Source organism: Photorhabdus akhurstii, from assembly GCF_019090985.1.
Taxonomy (GTDB): domain Bacteria; phylum Pseudomonadota; class Gammaproteobacteria; order Enterobacterales; family Enterobacteriaceae; genus Photorhabdus; species Photorhabdus akhurstii.
The window spans coordinates 5,415,533-5,434,499 of the sequence record NZ_CP020335.1; the positions used below are offsets into that span (position 1 = coordinate 5,415,533).

General features: G+C 43.5%; 17 protein-coding genes and 4 tRNA genes. 5 read left to right on the forward strand and 16 right to left on the reverse strand.

The genetic code is table 11. The features are described 5' to 3' along the window. Window positions 1-61: 61 nt before the first annotated feature. Genes yigB through lptM form a run of 5 tightly spaced genes read right to left on the reverse strand, consistent with a single transcriptional unit; the run spans window position 62 to window position 3,475 of the window. Complete coding sequence (yigB, locus tag B0X70_RS23265) at window positions 62-778, reverse strand: 5-amino-6-(5-phospho-D-ribitylamino)uracil phosphatase YigB (RefSeq protein ID WP_105398546.1); 717 nt, start codon at window positions 776-778, stop codon at window positions 62-64. Then, the gene (gene xerC / locus B0X70_RS23270) at window positions 778-1,689 is read right to left on the reverse strand and encodes a tyrosine recombinase XerC (protein ID WP_269468752.1); all 912 of its coding nucleotides are present in this window, start codon (window positions 1,687-1,689) and stop codon (window positions 778-780) included. Before xerC ends, yigB begins: the two co-directional genes overlap by 1 nt. After that, on the reverse strand, window positions 1,686-2,390 hold the full coding sequence (locus B0X70_RS23275; RefSeq protein ID WP_217470501.1) for a DUF484 domain-containing protein: 705 nt from the start codon (window positions 2,388-2,390) through the stop codon (window positions 1,686-1,688). Before B0X70_RS23275 ends, xerC begins: the two co-directional genes overlap by 4 nt. Before the next feature lie 27 nt (window positions 2,391-2,417). Further along, on the reverse strand, window positions 2,418-3,242 hold the full coding sequence (dapF, locus tag B0X70_RS23280; protein WP_040152180.1) for a diaminopimelate epimerase: 825 nt from the start codon (window positions 3,240-3,242) through the stop codon (window positions 2,418-2,420). Window positions 3,243-3,289: 47 nt separating this feature from the next. After that, window positions 3,290-3,475 (reverse strand): LPS translocon maturation chaperone LptM, encoded by a 186-nt coding sequence (gene lptM / locus B0X70_RS23285; protein WP_036809927.1) that lies wholly within the window; start codon window positions 3,473-3,475, stop codon window positions 3,290-3,292. A gap of 78 nt (window positions 3,476-3,553) precedes the next feature. Here lptM and cyaY point away from each other — a divergent pair, with 78 nt between their 5' ends. Then, complete coding sequence (gene cyaY, locus B0X70_RS23290) at window positions 3,554-3,874, forward strand: iron donor protein CyaY (protein WP_040152177.1); 321 nt, start codon at window positions 3,554-3,556, stop codon at window positions 3,872-3,874. A 28-nt stretch (window positions 3,875-3,902) separates the two neighbouring features. Here the strand turns inward: cyaY and B0X70_RS23295 are convergent, their stop codons facing one another. Next, window positions 3,903-6,479 (reverse strand): class I adenylate cyclase, encoded by a 2,577-nt coding sequence (locus tag B0X70_RS23295; RefSeq protein WP_036809920.1) that lies wholly within the window; start codon window positions 6,477-6,479, stop codon window positions 3,903-3,905. A 599-nt stretch (window positions 6,480-7,078) separates the two neighbouring features. Between B0X70_RS23295 and hemC the strand changes: the two genes are divergently transcribed. The 4 genes from hemC to hemY are packed head-to-tail and all read left to right on the forward strand — an operon-like array spanning window position 7,079 to window position 11,138. Then, window positions 7,079-8,020 carry a hydroxymethylbilane synthase gene (hemC, locus tag B0X70_RS23300; RefSeq protein ID WP_217470502.1) on the forward strand — a complete coding sequence of 314 codons (942 nt, stop codon included), beginning with the start codon at window positions 7,079-7,081 and terminating at the stop codon, window positions 8,018-8,020. Continuing rightward, window positions 8,017-8,757: a uroporphyrinogen-III synthase gene (gene hemD / locus B0X70_RS23305; RefSeq protein WP_217470503.1), complete on the forward strand. Its 741-nt coding sequence runs from the start codon at window positions 8,017-8,019 to the stop codon at window positions 8,755-8,757. The genes hemC and hemD overlap by 4 nt, the downstream gene beginning before the upstream one ends. Before the next feature lie 20 nt (window positions 8,758-8,777). Next, window positions 8,778-9,902 (forward strand): uroporphyrinogen-III C-methyltransferase, encoded by a 1,125-nt coding sequence (gene hemX, locus B0X70_RS23310; protein WP_036783053.1) that lies wholly within the window; start codon window positions 8,778-8,780, stop codon window positions 9,900-9,902. A gap of 3 nt (window positions 9,903-9,905) precedes the next feature. Then, a complete protein-coding gene (gene hemY, locus B0X70_RS23315) occupies window positions 9,906-11,138 on the forward strand; it encodes a protoheme IX biogenesis protein HemY (protein WP_036783055.1) in 1,233 nt (410 codons plus the stop codon). Window positions 11,139-11,219: 81 nt separating this feature from the next. On the opposite strand, the gene B0X70_RS23320 is transcribed toward hemY, so the two are convergent. From B0X70_RS23320 to wzxE, 10 genes are all read right to left on the reverse strand, one after another. Beyond that, entirely contained in the window at window positions 11,220-11,522 is a 303-nt protein-coding gene (locus tag B0X70_RS23320) for an NINE protein (protein WP_036809912.1), read from the reverse strand. Window positions 11,523-12,291: 769 nt separating this feature from the next. After that, window positions 12,292-12,368, reverse strand: a tRNA-Pro gene (locus tag B0X70_RS23325). 39 nt (window positions 12,369-12,407) lie between these two features. Further along, window positions 12,408-12,494, reverse strand: a tRNA-Leu gene (locus B0X70_RS23330). Window positions 12,495-12,509: 15 nt separating this feature from the next. Then, window positions 12,510-12,585: transfer RNA gene (locus B0X70_RS23335), tRNA-His, on the reverse strand. Window positions 12,586-12,662: 77 nt separating this feature from the next. Beyond that, window positions 12,663-12,739, reverse strand: a tRNA-Arg gene (locus B0X70_RS23340). A gap of 157 nt (window positions 12,740-12,896) precedes the next feature. Further along, the gene (gene thrP, locus B0X70_RS23345) at window positions 12,897-14,273 is read right to left on the reverse strand and encodes a bifunctional threonine/serine APC transporter ThrP (protein ID WP_046395360.1); all 1,377 of its coding nucleotides are present in this window, start codon (window positions 14,271-14,273) and stop codon (window positions 12,897-12,899) included. 256 nt (window positions 14,274-14,529) lie between these two features. Further along, a complete protein-coding gene (gene wecG, locus B0X70_RS23350) occupies window positions 14,530-15,267 on the reverse strand; it encodes a lipopolysaccharide N-acetylmannosaminouronosyltransferase (protein ID WP_217470504.1) in 738 nt (245 codons plus the stop codon). Then, window positions 15,258-16,637: an ECA oligosaccharide polymerase gene (gene wzyE, locus B0X70_RS23355; protein WP_036809904.1), complete on the reverse strand. Its 1,380-nt coding sequence runs from the start codon at window positions 16,635-16,637 to the stop codon at window positions 15,258-15,260. Before wzyE ends, wecG begins: the two co-directional genes overlap by 10 nt. After that, complete coding sequence (locus tag B0X70_RS23360) at window positions 16,634-17,719, reverse strand: TDP-N-acetylfucosamine:lipid II N-acetylfucosaminyltransferase (RefSeq protein WP_217470505.1); 1,086 nt, start codon at window positions 17,717-17,719, stop codon at window positions 16,634-16,636. Before B0X70_RS23360 ends, wzyE begins: the two co-directional genes overlap by 4 nt. Next, window positions 17,716-18,966 (reverse strand): lipid III flippase WzxE, encoded by a 1,251-nt coding sequence (wzxE, locus tag B0X70_RS23365; protein WP_110086225.1) that lies wholly within the window; start codon window positions 18,964-18,966, stop codon window positions 17,716-17,718. Before wzxE ends, B0X70_RS23360 begins: the two co-directional genes overlap by 4 nt. Window position 18,967 lies beyond the last annotated feature (1 nt).

Consider the following 18,967-nt stretch of genomic DNA (forward strand, 5'->3'; position numbering starts at 1 on the left):
CCATCAATTGATTAGACAGCGACCCGAGGTTGCTGTGTTTTTATACAGAATAATTTCTTGATTATATCAATGCTGTCAAAGAAGCCAAATTGTAAATCTCAATGTGAGGCAGTAGGCGGCTTTCCGCTGTCTGCAATAGCTTTTTGTTCTTAGTATTTATCCAACAAGCCTGCATACCACTACGCAGCGCCCCTGCCACATCAGCATTCAAATCATCACCGACATGTAAGATCTGCCCAAGCGGTAAATCCAGGCGATCCGCAGCCAAACGGTACATATCGCTGCAAGGTTTTGAGCGCCCGTCAGGGCCAGCTTTCAGCACAAATTTAAAATAAGGAGCCAAACCACAGGCGGCAGGTTCCGCATTACCATTAGTAATGGCGACTAGCGGCATCTGTTCAGCAAGTGCCGCCAGAGTTTTATGTGTTGATTCAGGAATATCAATCCGATTACGCCAGAGTGTGAAATGCGCCATGACATCATCGGCCCCTCGATCAGCGTCTTCACCACTAAAACCGTAATGACAAAACATCAACCTTGAACAGTGCCAACGCCATAAAGTCATGTCATGATAAATTTCAGGATACTGCTCCAATGTCAATTCACGGAAAGCATATAGATCCTGATAATTAAGGTGACTGAACCTAGGATCATACTGCCGTACAAAATTCAGTACTTCCTCTTCTGTCTTATCCATGACTGGGTGATTATCATACAGAGTATCATCTAAATCAAATGTCATCGCTAACACTGGCGCAAGAGGCCGGTAAAAACGCATTACGATTTCCCCCGTTTGGCTCTGGGATGGGCTACATCATACACTTTTGTCAAATGCTGGAAATCCAAATGAGTATAGATTTGTGTGGAGGATAAGCTTGCATGGCCCAGCAATTCCTGAACTGCGCGTAAATCACCGCTGGATTCCAGAATATGAGTGGCAAAAGAGTGGCGCAATTTATGAGGATGAATATGGCTGCTCATTCCCTGGCGTATTCCCCACTGCGCAAATCGTTTTTGTACATTACGGGCTGATATCCGCCGCCCACTCTTTGAGACAAAAACAGCATTATCTTCCGGCTCTAAGAGTTCCCGCATCGCCAACCAACGATTAAGCCATTCAACCGCGGTACGTCCCAAAGGCACCTTCCGCTCTTTACTTCCTTTACCTGAAACCCATACTTCTCCACTTTCAAGATCCAGATGCTGGCAATCAAGGCCCACCAACTCCGACAAACGTAATCCAGCACCATACATCACTTCCAACATCGTCCGGTCACGCACCGATAATGGATCATTAAAATCGATATTCAGCAGTTGGTTCACTTCATCCACATCGATATTTTTCGGCAAATGACGCTTAGTTCCCGGCGTGCTGACGGTTTTACTCGGGTTAACGGAAATTTCGCCTTGAATCACCTGCCAATCAAGGAAGCTGCGCAAGGAAGATAAACGCAACGCCAAGCTCGCTGACTGTAAACCAGCCCGACGACTACGCGTTACCAACATTCTCACTTTCGCGGGATCAAGATCTTTCCATTGGCTGACGCCCATTTCTAAAACCATCTCAGCCAATGTGACAAGATGGCGACGGTAATTGATGATAGTCACTGGACTTAACCGACGCTCTACCCTGAGGTAGCGCAAAAATGCCTCAATCGGCTCCAGTAACTGGTCAATTTCCTGCATCATATGCGTTTAATCCAACGAGATAATATATCCGGCAATAACTTAGCCAGATGCTCAAGCATGTCAGTTCCCATGCCTTCTTGATAATGTTGATGGTTCCGGCTGTTAAATATCACCATACCCAGTTCGCCCCTCGTTCCCAGTAGAGAGACGGCAACCGAACCTACCTGCCGAACTTGCGGCAACAATAATAAAATTTCCGCCCCATTTAGCATACCGAGATAGTGGCTTTTATTACCAAAACGCTGAATACGGATTGGTTCAAAAGCATTGCGAGAAAGCGCTAAATTAGGTGCGTCAAGTGGTGCGCCAATATGCCATTTATCATTGAAAAGACGGATGCTGGCACTATTTAACCCCATATTCTTAGCCCATGCACTTAACCGACTAAGCATATCTTGCAAACTCTCTGCCGCAACCAAATCAATCAGTAATTTAAGCAACTGCTCAAACAGTTGTTCATTCACTCTAGCCTGTTCCATGAGCCGAGTTATATCTTCTTCCAGATAAGCAATCCGCGCTCTCTGGCGGTTCATATACCATTCAACCAAAGAAACCGTTTCTCGTACCGGGTGAGGAACCCGCATCTGTTCAACGACACATGCATTACGGATAAAGAAATTGGGGTTTTCCAGCAAATAATCCACGACAGTCTGATCATCAAGTATCTCATTGATGTTAAACTGCTCTTCTTTTTTCTCCATCTCCGATGCTCCGCAGCTCAGAATCAATTACAGATGAATTGTGCCATCATAAACATGCGTCGCCGGCCCCGTCATATAGAGCGGTTTTCCCGGCCCGTCCCAACAGATCAACAGTGAACCTCCCGGCAAATCTACCCGAACATGGTTATCGAGCAATTGCTGCTGAATGCCGACTGCTACCGCTGCGCAAGCACCACTGCCACACGCTTGGGTTTCCCCAACGCCACGTTCATAAACCCGCAAGCGGATATGACCACGGTTTAAAATTTGCATGAAACCAATATTCGCCCGTTCAGGAAATCTTTCGTGGCTTTCCAACGCTGGCCCCAAAATTTCTACTTCGGCCGTTTCCACGTCCGGCACTTGAATAATACAATGAGGATTCCCCATAGAGACAACACCACAAAGAACCGTTCTCTCTACTACCCGTAAAATATAGGTTTTTTCTGCTTTTAACGCACGAAATGGCACATGATGCGGCTCAAATTCAGGTTCCCCCATATTAACGCAAACCTGATCATCATTGGTGATGCTCAACATCATCCGCCCCGATTGCGTGCTGACTTTAATATCACGCTTATTAATTAAGCCTTTAAGACGGACAAAACGGGCAAAACAACGCGCTCCATTGCCACACTGTGCAACTTCACTACCATCAGCATTAAAAATACGATAGTGAAAATCCATATCTGGATCATAAGGCGCTTCAACAATTAACAACTGATCGAAGCCCACACCAGTATGTCTATCTGCCAAACGGCAGATTAGCTCTGGTGAGAAATAAACATTTTGGGTCACAGCATCAACGACCATAAAGTCATTACCCAGACCATGCATTTTGGAGAACTGCATATCATGCTCCACGTAAGCCGTAGTCATTGACTATCGGCTTATCTCGCTTATTTCTGAGAGGTGCTATCCACTTTCTGCCCTTGCTGCTCAGTATTCGCGGGAATCTGAGATGCAGTTGTCGCCTTCTCGGTTGATGGTTGTTCTGGAGGAAAATAGAGAGGACCTTTTAGTCCACAGCCGGAAAGTATAAATAAGGTTACGATAGCCAGAAATCCGCGTAATTTTTTCTTCATTGCATTAATGCCTGTAATTCATACGTCAATATTCTCTATAATCGCAGTTAGACCTCGAAAAGCAAATAGGAAATGAAGATGAACGACAGTGAATTTCACCAGTTAGCTGACCAATTAATGTTTTATATCGAAGGGCAGTTGGATAATTACGATGGCGATGCTGATATCGACTGTGAAACCAATGGCGGTGTCATGACCCTGAGCTTTGATAATGACAGCAAAATTATTATCAATCGTCAGGAACCTTTCCATCAAATCTGGCTGGCAACCAAAGGCGGTGGCTATCATTTTGACTACACAGAAGGTCTGTGGATTTGTGACCGCAGCGGCGACAATTTTTTAACCATGCTAGCACACGCCATCACCGAGCAAAGTGGCGAACAGTTCAGTTTTTCGTAATTGAACCTACCCCGCGCCGCGGGGTAAATCAGTAATGAGACACAGAACGATAAAATTCTGACCGCTCTTCTCTATCATTCTCACCATCATGAGTCACACACAAATGTGAAAAAGATGATCCACTAAATGGAATAACCTGAATCTGCCCTTCCATTTGGACAATCTGATAAAACTGCGGCAAGTTAAAGTTGATAAAACTTGATCCGTAGGTAAACCGATCATGAGATGAAGAATAAAACCGGCTGACGTCGCGAACCAACTCTTCCTTACTTCCCTCACAATGAGAATAGATTTCCACCCGGTTGGTTTCATCCAGAATATAGATATTAAAACTTTTACTATCTTGCGTATTTTCGAAGAAAAATTGAATAATGCCCTCGCTGGCAAAACCATCAACCACCGCAGGCAAATGTGTCTCTTTGGTATTAATTTTCACCGGCAACCCATGCAATTTGTTATTAGAAATTGCCCCATAGAATTCCACGGCATTTTCCAATTTCTGTACAGATACATTTAGACGTTCAAAGAACAGCCCCCAAGTCTGACCGGCAATGCGTAATGCTTTAAAACGACCTGGGTCCTGACGATTGCTGGATAAACGTAATTCAATACATTCAGATACCAGTTGCTGGATACGAGTTCGGATAAGCCCTCGTAAATGTTCGCTGTAACAGAACACTTCAACCGCCGCTGGCGGCGCAGCATCTTGATGCATCTTGCCCAATATGGTCTTCAACGCTTCCAGTACAGATTGTTCACCACTAAAGTGTAAGGTCCGCACTTCATTCCATGAATTACGGTAAAGCAAGTCAATACTTTCCACCAAACACTGTTGCGATTCACCAAAACTGAATACATCAAGCTTACGGAAATCAAAATGTACAACCTGATTAGAGAACTCAGCCGTCGGATCTTTCTCCAAATTGACAATAATTGCCAAATGGCGAATTTCACACGGACTATAAAGTGCTTTCGGTGTCGGCGCTGGCAAACGGATGGGGAAATGAGCGGAAATATCATTAATCAATTCATGCAGTTTCAGCTCATCACATTGGGTGTCGCCATGATGAATATGGACACACGATTTTTCCGTTAACAAGCCATTAAAGTAGGTCCACGACACTAGTTTATTGAGATAACGATTATATTCCAGAGGTTGATGACCAATAATCGATCCAATCGTCGGCGCCTGATTGTAAAGATACCAACCGCTGCGGTTCGCACGTCCTTGAGGAACATAGATAAATGTTAAATTTGTCTCTGACAGGTCTGGCGAAATTTGCGGATTAACCAGCGTTACTTTTCCTGGCAATGCTTCAAATGCAGCATAAAGTTTACGCGTCAGCACACCAATATCCTGTGGACTGGCACTGACACTCAGATTATTACGGCGGGCAAAACGGATAAGATTACGATAGCTCTGCATCATGGTATCAAGCAGTTCATTATGCGCATCACGAACTTGTTCAATTTTCCATGAGTTGCGGTTATCCAAAACATTCAACCGCTCTGGTTCCCACTTCCACTCATAGACCAGTTGAGTCAGAACCTGGCGTCGCCATCCAATGCAACCTTTATCATCCTGATTAAGAGAGAGCTTTTCACAGACTTTTAAATAAAAACATCGACGTATTAGATCTAAACGGGTCGTATCGTTAATTTCCGTCAGATAACGGGTAACACGCTCAAGCATCATACTGTATGCATCAAGGCCAAAGGAGACTATTTCACCAGCATGCAAGCGCTGTTTCATATCCATTGCCAGTAACTTACCATTGGGATATTCCCAAGAATAGGCTTCCAGTAATAAGCTTTTTAATACGGCTTTATAAGGGGAATCGATACTTTTGTAGAGTTGCCATAAGCTAGCGCCAAAATACTCTTCAGCGGATAGTTCACCCAATCCACCGAGATCAAGCCACTCATTTGGCGTCAAAACACCTTGCGCATAAAGGGATAAAACATATTCATCATAATGACGTTCTTCTTCTACGGGCACCATTTCCCATAACAAACGCTTACCCGCCATACGTACAGCGGTACGGTAAAATTCATCAAGTAATAGAATATGCTGAGTAGAACCGCAGTCCTCACCGCCGAGACTACCACTCGCATTATGGCGAAAGCGGTTTTCATCAATAAGAAAAAAGTTAACTTCAATACCAAGCGCTGCCGCCCACTGTTCAATAAGCGTACACTTACGTTGCAGCAAAAGGCGCTCATCATTATCCAGCCATGACTGATGACATACCCAGATATCTAAATCAGAACAACCGCTCTGCCCGATTGATGAGGTACTGCCCATTGAGTAAATACCGGTAATAGGCAGTTCACCATTGGCAGGCTGTTCTATGAAGTGATCTAATTTACTTTCTAAATCATTAAGATAAGATTTTTGTGCTTCATCATGCACGAAAAAACATACGCCATAGGGAACATTACCGTTAATGTAGCCTGGCATCATCGGATGATGATAATGCAGTAATACTGGCAGTAAACTGTATACCTGCTTAAATTCCGCACTCATGGCGGTAGAGGCGCGTTCTAACCTGAGTTGGTTTATCGCATCCAGTCTCTGCTTCAGTGTTTCGATATAAAGGTACAAGACGTCTCGCCCAATTGAGTTCCAGTGCCCAGATAAATCCCCCGTTTCCGGTTGTTATAGCTTGATGGAATTATTTAGAATGATTTTTACCAATTTATTACCGGAAACGTGATCAATTTAACACCTTGTCGATAAACCGTAAAGTCAGTAAAGCAATTGAATTGCGATGTCCTATCGTACGAAAAATCAAATAATACATTGTTATATATAGAAATAATCAAAAAAACCATACCGTTTATACTTTCTTATACGAAAGAAATTTTCTCCGTCCATTTTTTCAAACTAATACGCATAATACCTTGTTATCATCAACCCGATAAAAATGACTCCGTTCGCTATATTTTAATTAATGATTCTTTTCATTCAGGATTCCTTAATTACAGAAATAGTTTACTGAAAAAGTTAATTCATAATTAAATCAATCTACTTTTCATTGCCATAAAAATAATTTAAAAATTAAAATTTATTTTACACTTTAACATAACCGACATATCTTCTTCTCAGCCCCTGGCTGGAAAAAAAACGGCTGAAGTGTTAAAACGAGTACTATGTTTTTCATTTATATGACGGCTGAAAATGCCTGAGAAATACAAACATCTATGTCAACTAAAACCATCCGTATCGCAACCCGGCAAAGCCCTCTGGCTATGTGGCAAGCGCTGTATGTTCAGCAAAAACTACAACAATATCATCCAAATCTGGAAGTTCAACTGGTCCCAATGGTAACCAAGGGCGATGTCATTCTGGACACGCCTCTGGCAAAAATCGGAGGAAAAGGGCTGTTTGTCAAAGAGTTAGAATTAGCTCTGCTTGAAAGCCGAGCCGATATCGCGGTCCATTCAATGAAAGATGTCCCTGTCTCTTTTCCAGAAGGGTTAGGTCTGGTCACTATTTGTGAACGTGATGATCCTCATGATGCTTTCGTCTCTGCCAAATATCATTCTCTTGATGAATTGCCAACAGGCAGCATTGTCGGCACATCAAGTTTACGCCGTCAGTGTCAACTCCGTGAATTACGTCCTGATCTGATTATCCGTGACCTTCGGGGCAATGTTGGAACCCGCCTGAGCAAGTTGGATAATGGCCACTATGATGCAATCATCCTCGCCGTCGCAGGATTGAAAAGGTTAAAACTGCATGAGCGTATCCGTACGCCATTGACGGCAGAACAATCATTACCTGCCGTTGGTCAAGGAGCGGTAGGAATTGAATGCCGCCTTGACGACCAGCAAACACAAACTCTGTTAGCACCATTAAATCACTATGATACAGAAATCTGTGTTCTTGCCGAACGGGCGATGAATACCCGGCTAGAAGGGGGCTGCCAAGTACCAATAGGTAGCTATGCCATTTGGCAGGATGGGAAAATCTGGTTGCGGGCATTGGTTGGCGCTCCTGATGGCAGCGTTATGATTCGCGGTGAGAGAACGGTTTTACCAAAAGATGCTTGCCAGGCAGGAATTGAATTGGCAGAAGAGTTGTTAGAGCGTGGTGCGCGGGAAATTCTAACCGAAATTTATCGAGGAAATCCCCCCACATGAGCATTCTGGTGACTCGCCCTGCTCCTGCCGGAGAGGAACTAGTCAGAAAGTTACAGGCTGCGGGAAAAACAGCCTTCAGCGCACCCTTAATCAATATTCACCTAGGTTCAGAGCTGCCACAGCTAGCTGAGAAGCTTAACCATCTAAATACCTGTGATATGGTATTTCTGTTGTCAAAAAATGCAGTTTATTATGCAAACTCACAGTTAAATAAAATTAATCTATTATGGCCCGACAAGCTGATTTATTATGCTATTGGCAGATCAACAGCTCTGGCTTTTCATCAACTAACGGGTATAAATGCTATCTGGTCATCAGAAGGTGAGACCAGCGAAATCCTGCTAAAACTACCATCACTACATCAGGTTGAAAATAAACAAGCTTTGCTGCTCAGAGGAAATGGCGGACGTGAACTTATTGCCCGGACGCTGACAGAAAGAGGCGCCACAGTTAATTATTGTGAATGTTATTTCCGCCAGCCAGTAGACTACCCGGCAGCAGAATTCAGTGCCCACTGGCAAAAGTATGGAGTACAAACTTTAGTTGTAACCAGTGGCGAAATACTGCAACTGTTATATAACTTAATACCCGAAAGTGATCGAAACAGGTGGTTATTGCATTGCCGCCTGATTGTGGTAAGCGAGCGTCTTGCACATACCGCCCGGAACTTGGGCTGGCAGGATGTTAAAGTTGCAAAAAGTGCAGATAACGACGCCTTAATTCAGGCACTAGAATAAACTGACATGGGATGCCCACTATGACGGAGCAAAAACAGTCCGCCGAGACAGTTGAACAAACAAAAACTACGGTTGAAAACTCGCAACAGCCCGAAACCGAGCCTCAAAAGCAAAAACGTTCTGGCACGCTAAAAAACATGATTGCTATTGCAATCATGCTAGCAATCGGCGGCGGTCTTTATTATTACGGACAGCAACAAAGCCATTTACTGAGTGCGGAGAACCATGAGCTACGCCAACAACTGGAATCACTGAAACAACAGCAATCACAAGATAAACAGCATATTGAAGCGCTGTTTAAAGAACAATCACAGACTTTAAGCCATTTCGCCGCACAAAATGGTCAACTGGGTAATAGCCTGCAAGAGTTACAGGCCAAAATCTCTGCGTTATCCAGCTCTGATGTAAAAAGCTGGCTACTGGCACAAGCTGATTTTCTGGTCAAAATGGCAGGCCGGAAATTATGGAATGATCAAGATATAGTCACCGCCGCCGCTCTGTTGAAAAATGCAGATGCCAGTCTCGCTGAAATGAATGATCCAAGCCTGATTGAAATTCGTCGGGCAATTACACAAGATATCAGTACATTATCCGCCATTAGTCAGATTGATTTTGACGGCATTATTCTACGAGTTAATCAGCTTTCTAACCAAGTAGATAACCTGCGTCTGGCTGACAATACAACCGATGGTTCGCCAATGGACGAAGATAATGATGAATTAACCGGTACACTATCTGAATGGCGCCAGAATCTGAGCAAAAGCTGGAAGAGTTTCATGGATAATTTCATTACCATCCGTCGCCGGGATACCGCAGCAGAGCCATTACTGGCGCCAAATCAAGATATCTATCTACGCGAGAATATCCGAGCCCGCCTGTTGATTGCCGCCCAAGCAATACCACGTCATCAAGGTGAAGTTTTTAAACAGTCATTAGAAACGGTTTCAACTTGGGTTAGAGCTTACTTTGATATCAACGATCCCAATACCAAAGCATTCCTGGAAGAAATCGATTCATTAAGCCAACAGCCTGTTTCCATCACTGCGCCAGACCAACTTTCAAGCCAGCCTTTACTGGAAAAATTGATGCAAACCCGGGTTCGCAGCTTACTTTCCCAATCCTCTGACACTAATCAGGAGGGTTAAGTTATGCTGAAAGTTCTATTACTGTTTGTGGTACTCATTGTTGGTATTGTGCTTGGCCCAATCGTTGCCGGCCATCAGGGATATGTTCTGATTCAAACCGACAATTACAACATTGAAACCAGTGTTACCGGCCTGTTCATTATATTTGTTCTTTTACAACTGGCACTCTGCCTCATTGGCTGGTGCTACCGTAGAGTTATACGCACAAGCTCACGTACCCGTGGCTGGTTCCTTGGACGCAAACGCAGCCGTGCCCGTGCTCAAACAAAAGCAGCGCTGATCAAACTGGCAGAAGGTGATTTCAAACAAGTTGAGCAATTACTGACCCGTAACGCTGATCATGCAGAACAACCTGTGGTCAACTATTTACTGGCGGCTGAAGCAGCTCAACAACGCGGGGATGAATTCCGTACCAATCAATATCTGCAACGTGCGGCAGAAGTCGCAGACAATAATCAGTTACCGGTGGACATTACTCGTGTACGCATTCAACTTGCGCAAGGTGAAATTCATGCAGCCCGTCATGGTGTAGACAAGCTATTAAATCAGGCTTCGCGCCATCCAGAAGTCTTACGCCTGGCTGAACAAGCTTATATGAAATCAGGAGCTTACCAGTCACTGATTGATATACTACCGGTAATGGAAAAAATCCATCTACATGATGAGTTACAAATTCACAAATTGCGCCAGCAAGCCTATATCGGCCTGATGAATCAGTACATGGCAGAACAAGGCAGCGAAGGCTTAAAACGTTGGTGGCATGATCAAAGCCGAAAAATTCGCCATGATGTGGCTTTACAAGTTGCAATATCTGAACATTTAATTGAATGTGATGACCATGAGACGGCACAAAAGATCATTTTGGAAAGTTTAAAACGCCAATACGACGAACGTTTACTCTTATTGATCCCACGCTTAAAAAGCGAAGATCCAAAGCCGATACAAAACGCTTTGGATCATCAGTTAAAACAACATGGTTCAACTCCCCTGCTAAACAGTACGCTTGGACAAGTTGCTTTGCGCCACGGAGAATGGGAAAAAGCGGTAAAAGATTTTAAAACCGCATTAGCCCAACGTCCTGATGCACATGATTATGCCTGGTTAGCAGATGCATTGGATAAACTGCGTAAACCAGAAGAGGCCGCACAAGTTCGGCGCGAGGGATTAATGCTCACTTTGAAGCGCGAGAGTAATGTAGTGAAGAGTGATCTCGTTAATAGCAATAGTGTTAACTAACACTGTAACGTCGTGATCTCTCATCCACTATTAGCAAGTCTTCATGCCGATGATTAAAAATGCCCCACACGGGGCATTTTTCTAACCATATTTTCTGGCAAAATCTTCATCGGAAGTGCAAAGATAAATAATAAATTCAATAAATGCGATAAGTACAGGGATAAATGTCCAGCAAAATAGCAGATATAAAACCCCCATACCGATTTTGCCCAGATAAAATTTATGAGCGCCAATGTAACCAAGAAAAAACGCCAACAGTGCAGCAACAATTCGGTTTTTACTACCAGAAGAATAAGCCTTTATCATTGCGCCACAATGTGGGCATGATTGTGCAGACTCATGCAACATTCGACCACAACCAAAGCATCCAATCATTTTTGACATTAATATTTCCCTTAAGATAAGTTTAGGAACGAAGTAACCGAATTAATTTTATAGCAAAAAACTAACCATCATATTTTCAGTTGTGTTTATATTAGATAGTAATACCTAAACAGTATATAAACCTACCAAATATATCTTTTAGAAATAAAAAAAACACCTACCTTAAAAACAAAGATAGGTGTACAAATACAATCAGGTCTACAGACGGATAGTGCCTCACTCAACGTTGAGTCCGGCCGGCGATGAAAAGAAAGTTATATCTTACTCATCTGTGACATGGACAATAGGCACCGATAATCGGCTCTGCATCATCCCTGGGTTTATGAAGCATATGCAATCATAAGAAATAGGATGAGCATCTACTCCTATAATAATGCATTTAGCGTGCCAACTTTTATTCAAATGAAAGCTGCCTCGCTTCATCAGCTATTTCTCTATTTATTACAACAAGAAATCGAATCACCACAAAATCCATTTTATGCACTGTCTCTTATTTGAGACAAAACATAAGGCATTTATTATTTTCATTATAATTCAATTCGTTATAAGTCTCTTATTTGAGACAGCCAATATATCAATTGTCGTCAAAATACAAAAAATAAGAAATTCCCATATAAAACAAATAGTTATTTTCAAAAAATAATCCACTAAATTTTCATCAGCAGAGAACAACTTGAAGGTACATGGATAGGATAAGGAAACAAAAAGTCGGGGGGGACAAAAGGGATAAAACGCAAAAAACCCTGCAATGCAGGGTTCTTTTAGAATTTGGTCGGCGAGAGAGGATTCGAACCTCCGACCCACTGGTCCCAAACCAGTTGCGCTACCAAGCTGCGCTACTCGCCGAAATTTTCTGTATTTTCTATTCTTCTTTTCTCTTTTTTATGGTGCGAAAGGGGGGACTTGAACCCCCACGTCCGTAAGGACACTAACACCTGAAGCTAGCGCGTCTACCAATTCCGCCACCCTCGCGTGTCATAAAAAAGATGGGGTGGCTAATGGGACTCGAACCCACGACAACTGGAATCACAATCCAGGGCTCTACCAACTGAGCTATAGCCACCATAACAGCTATTTACTGCTTAAATACCTAAACTACCAACAGCGTAATACATCACCGCAGCTCTTGCACGCAAATAATGGCGCGCCCGACAGGATTCGAACCTGAGACCTCTGCCTCCGGAGGGCAGCGCTCTATCCAGCTGAGCTACGGGCGCTTAACGCCGTTGCGGATGGGGATAGTACGGATTTAATGATCTACTGTCCAGTGCTTTTTTAAAGAAATGATGCGTTTGATTACACCTTGTTCATTTCGTAGATAAAGCCAGCCCTTAATTTCCCTACTCACTACCACCGTGACAGTAAATCAGTCGATCAGACCTTGAGTTTTTTACCGTTAAAAAGCTTCACCAGCCAATAAATCAGTGACACTATCAACAAAAATCCCCCACCTACCAGCAATGAGAAACGGGTATCCGGGTTAATTGCCATACCGATCAACACACAACATAAAAATGCCAATGTCAGATAATTGACATAGGGGAACAGGATAGATTTAAAACCATGTTGTTTCAGTGCTTGTTGATGGTGCTGACGAAAACGCAATTGGCTCATCAGAATAACAAACCACGGCACCATTCCCGGTAACACGCTGGCACTGTATACATAAACAAAAACCGCCTGCGGATTTGGGATCAAGTAATTCAAACTAGAGCCTACTATCAAGCACAGGATTGTAATAGCAATACAGATTACCGGCACCCCATTCTTTGACAATTTCGTCAGTGATGAAGGCAACTGACGGTTTTGCGCCAACGCATAGAGCATCCGTCCACCACTGTACATGCCGCTGTTACAGCCGGAAAGCGCAGCCGTCAATACAACAAAGTTAATCACGGCTGCCGCTGAGGTGATCCCGACTTTGGTAAATGTCATTACAAACGGGCTGCCCTGTGAACCCACTTCTGTCCACGGAAATAATGTAACGACAATAAAGATCGCGCCCACGTAGAAAATCAGGATACGCCAGAGAATATTGTTAATCGCTTTCTTCAATGTCACCTGAGGGTTCTTCGCTTCCCCCGCAGTGATACCAACCAACTCCACCCCCTGATAAGAGGCAACCACAATACAGAGCGCAAACAAAAACCCTTGCCAATCACCCGCAAAGAAACCGCCATGCGCAGTCAGATTATCTAACCCAATAGGCTGCCATTGATTACCAATACCGAAAAATATCAATCCCAAACCAATCAGGATCATGACGATAATTGTGGTCACCTTAATCATCGCAAACCAAAATTCCAGCTCGCCATAAAGACGTACCGCCGCGAGGTTAGCCAAAGCGACTAATGCCACTGCAACCAATGCTGATACCCACTGAGGAAGTTCAGGGAACCAGAACTCAGCATAAACCCCGATAGCCGTTATTTCTGATATTCCTACCGCCACCCACATAAACCAATAGCCCCAAGCGGTGAGGCATCCCCAATATGGGCTGAGATATTTATGACCAAAAGAAGCGAAAGAACCCGTGACAGGTTCAAGAAACAGCATTTCTCCCATCGATCGCATAATGAAAAAAACAAAAATTCCGGCAATAATATAAGCCAGCAAAACGGAAGGGCCAGCCCATTTCAGTGTACTGGCCGAGCCCATAAACAGACCGACACCAATTGTGCCGCCTAATGCGATCAGCTCTATATGACGGGCTTCTAAGCCCCGTTGCAAGCTATGTTGTTGATCTGCCATAAATTCCCTGTCCATTGTTATATGTTGTAATGTGTAAATAAAAACGCACAAGACTGATGTTAATCAGCCATAAAAAGGTCAGGGATCAAAACATGTTTTTCCACTGAGTGGAATAAAAAATTATCCAATAATTAACTACAAATAGTGAAAACCCGGCAGGATCAAACTGTTAGATAAATATTGTGGAATAAATTCATTGTATCGACTGACGAAAGCATCACCTGTCGAAAATTCACACAACAGGCAAGAAGCGGATTTACAGACGACCACTGTAATAATATCCAAGAAATTTCAGTAATTTAAACTGGCGACGAATACGGCTCGGTTGTGATAACAAGCGATAAAGCCATTCAAGCCCCAAATTCTGCCATGCTTTTGGCGCACGTTTTACATGGCCGGTAAATACGTCATAAGTACCGCCAACTCCCATATACAACGCATCCGAATGAATTTTTCGACAGCCACGCATAAAAACTTCCTGTTTAGGCGATCCCATTGCAACTGTCACAATCGCCGCACCGCTGGCATGAATCCGTTCAAAAACAGCATTACGTTCTTCTGGCGTGAAATAACCGTTCTGACTGCCAACAATATTGACGTTCCACTGTGCTCGCAGTTTACTTTCCGTCTGTTCCAATATCTCTGGTTTACCTCCAACCAGAAAAATAGGCGTGCCTTCTTTGCCGGCACGCTCCATGATAGCTCCCCATAAATCAGCGCCCGCTACACGAGAAATTTCAGCACCCGGGTATTTACGGCGAATAGCACGTACAATACTGATACCATCAGCATACAGATATTCTGCGTCACTCAGCAGTGTACTTAAAGCTTGATCTTCCTCTGCCGTCAGAACTTTTTCCGCATTAATCGCAACTAAAGTACCCGTTTTTACCTGTCCGCGTTGAAAAATATGGTCAAGAAAGTGCGCCATATGGCGGAAGCCCCAAATATTCAAACCACGAATACTGTATTTAGGAATATTGTTTAGCTCCATTTTCTTTCCTCACATTGCAACGGACGTTTTTGTGATACAACCAAGTTGCTAGTCAGATACTTTTTAATCAGCCCCGCACTCTCAAATAACCAGTACAACAACTTAGCAATTACCAGACATAAGCCAAAAATAATACAGAAAAACACCACACGGGAAACAAATGAATCCACTCCTTCGCGAGCTAACACAATCATGTTGAAGATCGCGCCAAAGCAAAATGCCTGCAAGATAGCGGCCTTATAACGATTAGTCTCCTGTTTTCCTAATTCATAAATCCAGTCAAACCACTTAATTATCAATCCAACAACAATCGCACCAACCGGAATAAACAACACGCCCCCCATCACAACCAGAGAGCCTATCAGAGTCGGGGAGATTGCCAGACCAGAGTGGTTATCCAGTACTTCCCAAGTAAAATAATTCGCAGAATTCAACACAGCATCAGGTCGTCCTGGCCAAAGCCAACTTGGAATAAAGACATAGAAGTCACGGATAATAGGCGCTAACCCCTGAAAATCAATTTTGTCGTAGTTATTCAGCAGTAACGCAAAATTTTCCCACGGTGAGAAAGTATCTCTTGTCAGGTAGAGGAAAGTATAAAACGCTTCTGCACCACTGACATCCAAACTATAACGTTTGAGCGCCAACCAAAACATGCCAACAATCCCTATTGCACCCGCCGTTACCAACATCCACAAGGTTATCCAACCACGCACAATGCCAATAAACAGAAACAACGCGAACGCAATGATAATATTAGCCCGTGTTCCGCCAACAATGACATAAGTCAGTATCCCAAAAGCAACTGTGCTCATCAGAAAAAACAGCCAACGTAACTGTGTCGGCTTCAAGAAATAGACCACCAACATGGCAGGAATAAAGAAGTAAAAGAACCGTTTTAGGGCAACACCGGAAACCTGACTGGAAAAAATTTGACTGTACGACTGTAACTTAAACAGTAGAAAACCATTTTGCATAAAGAACAGCCCCACTGTCACCACCGCAACTGATGCCAGTAGTAACCATGTAAAGTTAGTTTCTACCCGGTTCATGGTAAATACCGGTGCTTTAGGCTGTATAGACGGCTTTCTTAGCCGTGTTTTATAACTGACGTAATAAATACCATAAAAACAGGTCGAAGCCAGTAGAGCATGTAGTAAGGCATCAACAGGCACCACTTCAACATCAAATTGGAAAACTAATAGACACGTCAGCGGGAAGCCAAAATAGAATGTCAGCAAATAAAGCAATGAGAAGAATATATTAAAATTAAAACGTACACGCCGGAATTCCTGATAAGTCAACGTCAGGATGAAAACCAGTGATATCAAGTAAACAACAAATAATCCGCCAAACTGCGTTAAAGTCATTGCTGCTCTCCCGCCGCTTTCGCTAGCGCCTGCCGCCAGCCATCAATAAAGTTCGGGCTAAAGAAAGCTATCGCGTTTCTGTCCAAGGAGAGCATCTGCCGTTGCGCTTCCGCAATCAGTTGGTTATCTAAAGGATCACCAGCGAAAAATACCGGCACTTGCTGTTCTGTCAAATCTTGCCAAAAAAGATTCTGACGACTGAGTACAAATGGCACGCCAAATTGTATCAACAGACAAATTGTTCCAATCCCTTGCTGGCGATTAAACATGAAATACCCTAAATCACAACGGCGCAGTAATGCCAGATAATCATCAAACGCCATATTTTGCTTAATAATGTTCAAATTTTCTGGCCGGAACAGTGATAAAGCAGCTTGTTCGACCTGATTAATATAAACCTGATTGTTTTCGGGATAACCCATTGGGATAATGATTCGCACCTTATCGCCAAACTGTTTATGAATAGTTTTCAATGCCGTAATATGGCGGTTCGATCGATCACCGGAATTCCCCAACAAAATGGTCATTTTGCCATCTTCAACAGGTGTTCTTTCTGCAATTGCCAAAGCAGGTTCCATTCTGGTTGGAAAATAGAGCAATGATGTTGGTACGTTCGGATGATGTTGAGAATAAAAATAGAGATCTCCACGAACCGCAAATACATGCCCTACCCGACGCTGTGCCAGACGACGCAAGAAATAGAATAGACGGAATTTTAACTGATTGGAGTCTTCATACAGATCAGCACCCCAGGCATGCCACCAAAACTGATTACGTTTGATTTTTCCTGACAACAGCGCCAACCACAAACTTACATTAAATTGGCCGTGAAAAAAAAACCGACAATCTCTATCTGAACGGGCTTGAACAATAACAGCCTGCGCCAGAGATTTTTTACTGTCGAAGAATGCCATCTCCAATGCCGGGCAATCATCCAATAAAGCGCGATTCCTGGTCACCACCATAAACTTCGGTTTGGCTAAAAAACCAATTTCTTGTGCTAAGACGTCATTAAAAAAGCGCAATACTGTTCGATTGTGATGTGGAATATCAGATCCCAAAACGTGAATTAGGGTTGTCATGCTCGCCTACGATAAATAAGAAATACACCACAACAAAGGGTGAAATAAATAATGTAAGTTGCCATATAGGCTTGTGCTGCACCTAATGCTCCGTTTACAGGAATGAGCCAATGGGCAAAACCAGTAAGCAGTAAAAACTGACTCACTTCTGTCAACACATAAAAACGCAATGCAGCCTTGGCAATCACCAGATAGCCAAAAACATAAGCGCCCACTTTCAGAACATCACCCACCAACTGCCAGGCAAAGAGATCACGCATAGCAGTAAATTTGTCAGAAAACAGTAACCAAATGGCAAAATCACGCAACAGCCATACAGTAAAACTTGCAACCGCCACAGCAGGCAAAACAAATTTCAGCGCCTTAATTATCTCATTTGATATTTCGCTCTTACCCTGCAATCGTGAAAGCGTCGGCAACAGATAAACAGTAAAAGATGCTGTGATAAATTGCAGGTAAGCATCGGAAATACTGCTTACACCTTGCCAGATACCTACATCGTGCCAACTATAATGCTCTGCCAGCAGATTTCGCATCATAATGTAGGCAACCGGTAAAGTAATAGAAGTCAGCAGAGCCATAAGGGTAAATTTGCCAAGCTGACCAGCCAGTACCTTATCCCACATGGGCTTAAAACTTGAAATAGATACCGCTTTGAGACGCCAAACCATCAATCCCGCGGGAAATATAATTAATGCAGGCACTAAAGCCAAACCCGCCAAGGCACCTTCATACCCACCAAGGAAAAAACAGAGATAATAGGCCATCACGCCAATCACGCTACCTAAAATAATCGCCAACGCATTCCTCTGGGCATCTCGGTATCCTTTCAAAATAGCCAAGAAATAGTTGGCAAAAGCAATCCCCATTTGAATAAAGGCGAGTGCTTGCACAACGGGCTCATAATCTTGATGACCAAATAACCCAATACTGATAGCACCGCTAAACAGCAAAAAAATTACCGCCAACAGCGTGGAAAACCCAAGGATAATGGCAGAAGATGTTCCCAGTACCGCACGCAATCTTTCCGGCTGCTGTTGATATTCAGCTACATATTTAGTCACGCCATTAAAAATACCAGCGCCAGCCAACACCCCAAGCACAGTGATAAGTTGACGGAAATTACCCGCCTGCCCAACCCCACTGGGGCCAAAAGCAACCGCCAGTAATTTAACGATCAAAAGCCCCACACCGATTTTTATCAGCGTGGAGCCCGCAGTCCATATTGATGCTTTAGCTAACGACATA

Coding starts and splice junctions, on each gene's coding strand:
- yigB (WP_105398546.1), bottom strand. CDS start 778: ATGCGTTTTTACCGGCCTCTTGCGCCAGTGTTAGCGATGACATTTGAT.
- xerC (WP_269468752.1), bottom strand. CDS start 1,689: ATGATGCAGGAAATTGACCAGTTACTGGAGCCGATTGAGGCATTTTTG.
- B0X70_RS23275 (WP_217470501.1), bottom strand. CDS start 2,390: ATGGAGAAAAAAGAAGAGCAGTTTAACATCAATGAGATACTTGATGAT.
- dapF (WP_040152180.1), bottom strand. CDS start 3,242: ATGCAGTTCTCCAAAATGCATGGTCTGGGTAATGACTTTATGGTCGTT.
- lptM (WP_036809927.1), bottom strand. CDS start 3,475: ATGAAGAAAAAATTACGCGGATTTCTGGCTATCGTAACCTTATTTATA.
- cyaY (WP_040152177.1), top strand. CDS start 3,554: ATGAACGACAGTGAATTTCACCAGTTAGCTGACCAATTAATGTTTTAT.
- hemC (WP_217470502.1), top strand. CDS start 7,079: ATGTCAACTAAAACCATCCGTATCGCAACCCGGCAAAGCCCTCTGGCT.
- hemD (WP_217470503.1), top strand. CDS start 8,017: ATGAGCATTCTGGTGACTCGCCCTGCTCCTGCCGGAGAGGAACTAGTC.
- hemX (WP_036783053.1), top strand. CDS start 8,778: ATGACGGAGCAAAAACAGTCCGCCGAGACAGTTGAACAAACAAAAACT.
- hemY (WP_036783055.1), top strand. CDS start 9,906: ATGCTGAAAGTTCTATTACTGTTTGTGGTACTCATTGTTGGTATTGTG.
- B0X70_RS23320 (WP_036809912.1), bottom strand. CDS start 11,522: ATGTCAAAAATGATTGGATGCTTTGGTTGTGGTCGAATGTTGCATGAG.
- thrP (WP_046395360.1), bottom strand. CDS start 14,273: ATGGCAGATCAACAACATAGCTTGCAACGGGGCTTAGAAGCCCGTCAT.
- wecG (WP_217470504.1), bottom strand. CDS start 15,267: ATGGAGCTAAACAATATTCCTAAATACAGTATTCGTGGTTTGAATATT.
- wzyE (WP_036809904.1), bottom strand. CDS start 16,637: ATGACTTTAACGCAGTTTGGCGGATTATTTGTTGTTTACTTGATATCA.
- B0X70_RS23360 (WP_217470505.1), bottom strand. CDS start 17,719: ATGACAACCCTAATTCACGTTTTGGGATCTGATATTCCACATCACAAT.
- wzxE (WP_110086225.1), bottom strand. CDS start 18,966: ATGTCGTTAGCTAAAGCATCAATATGGACTGCGGGCTCCACGCTGATA.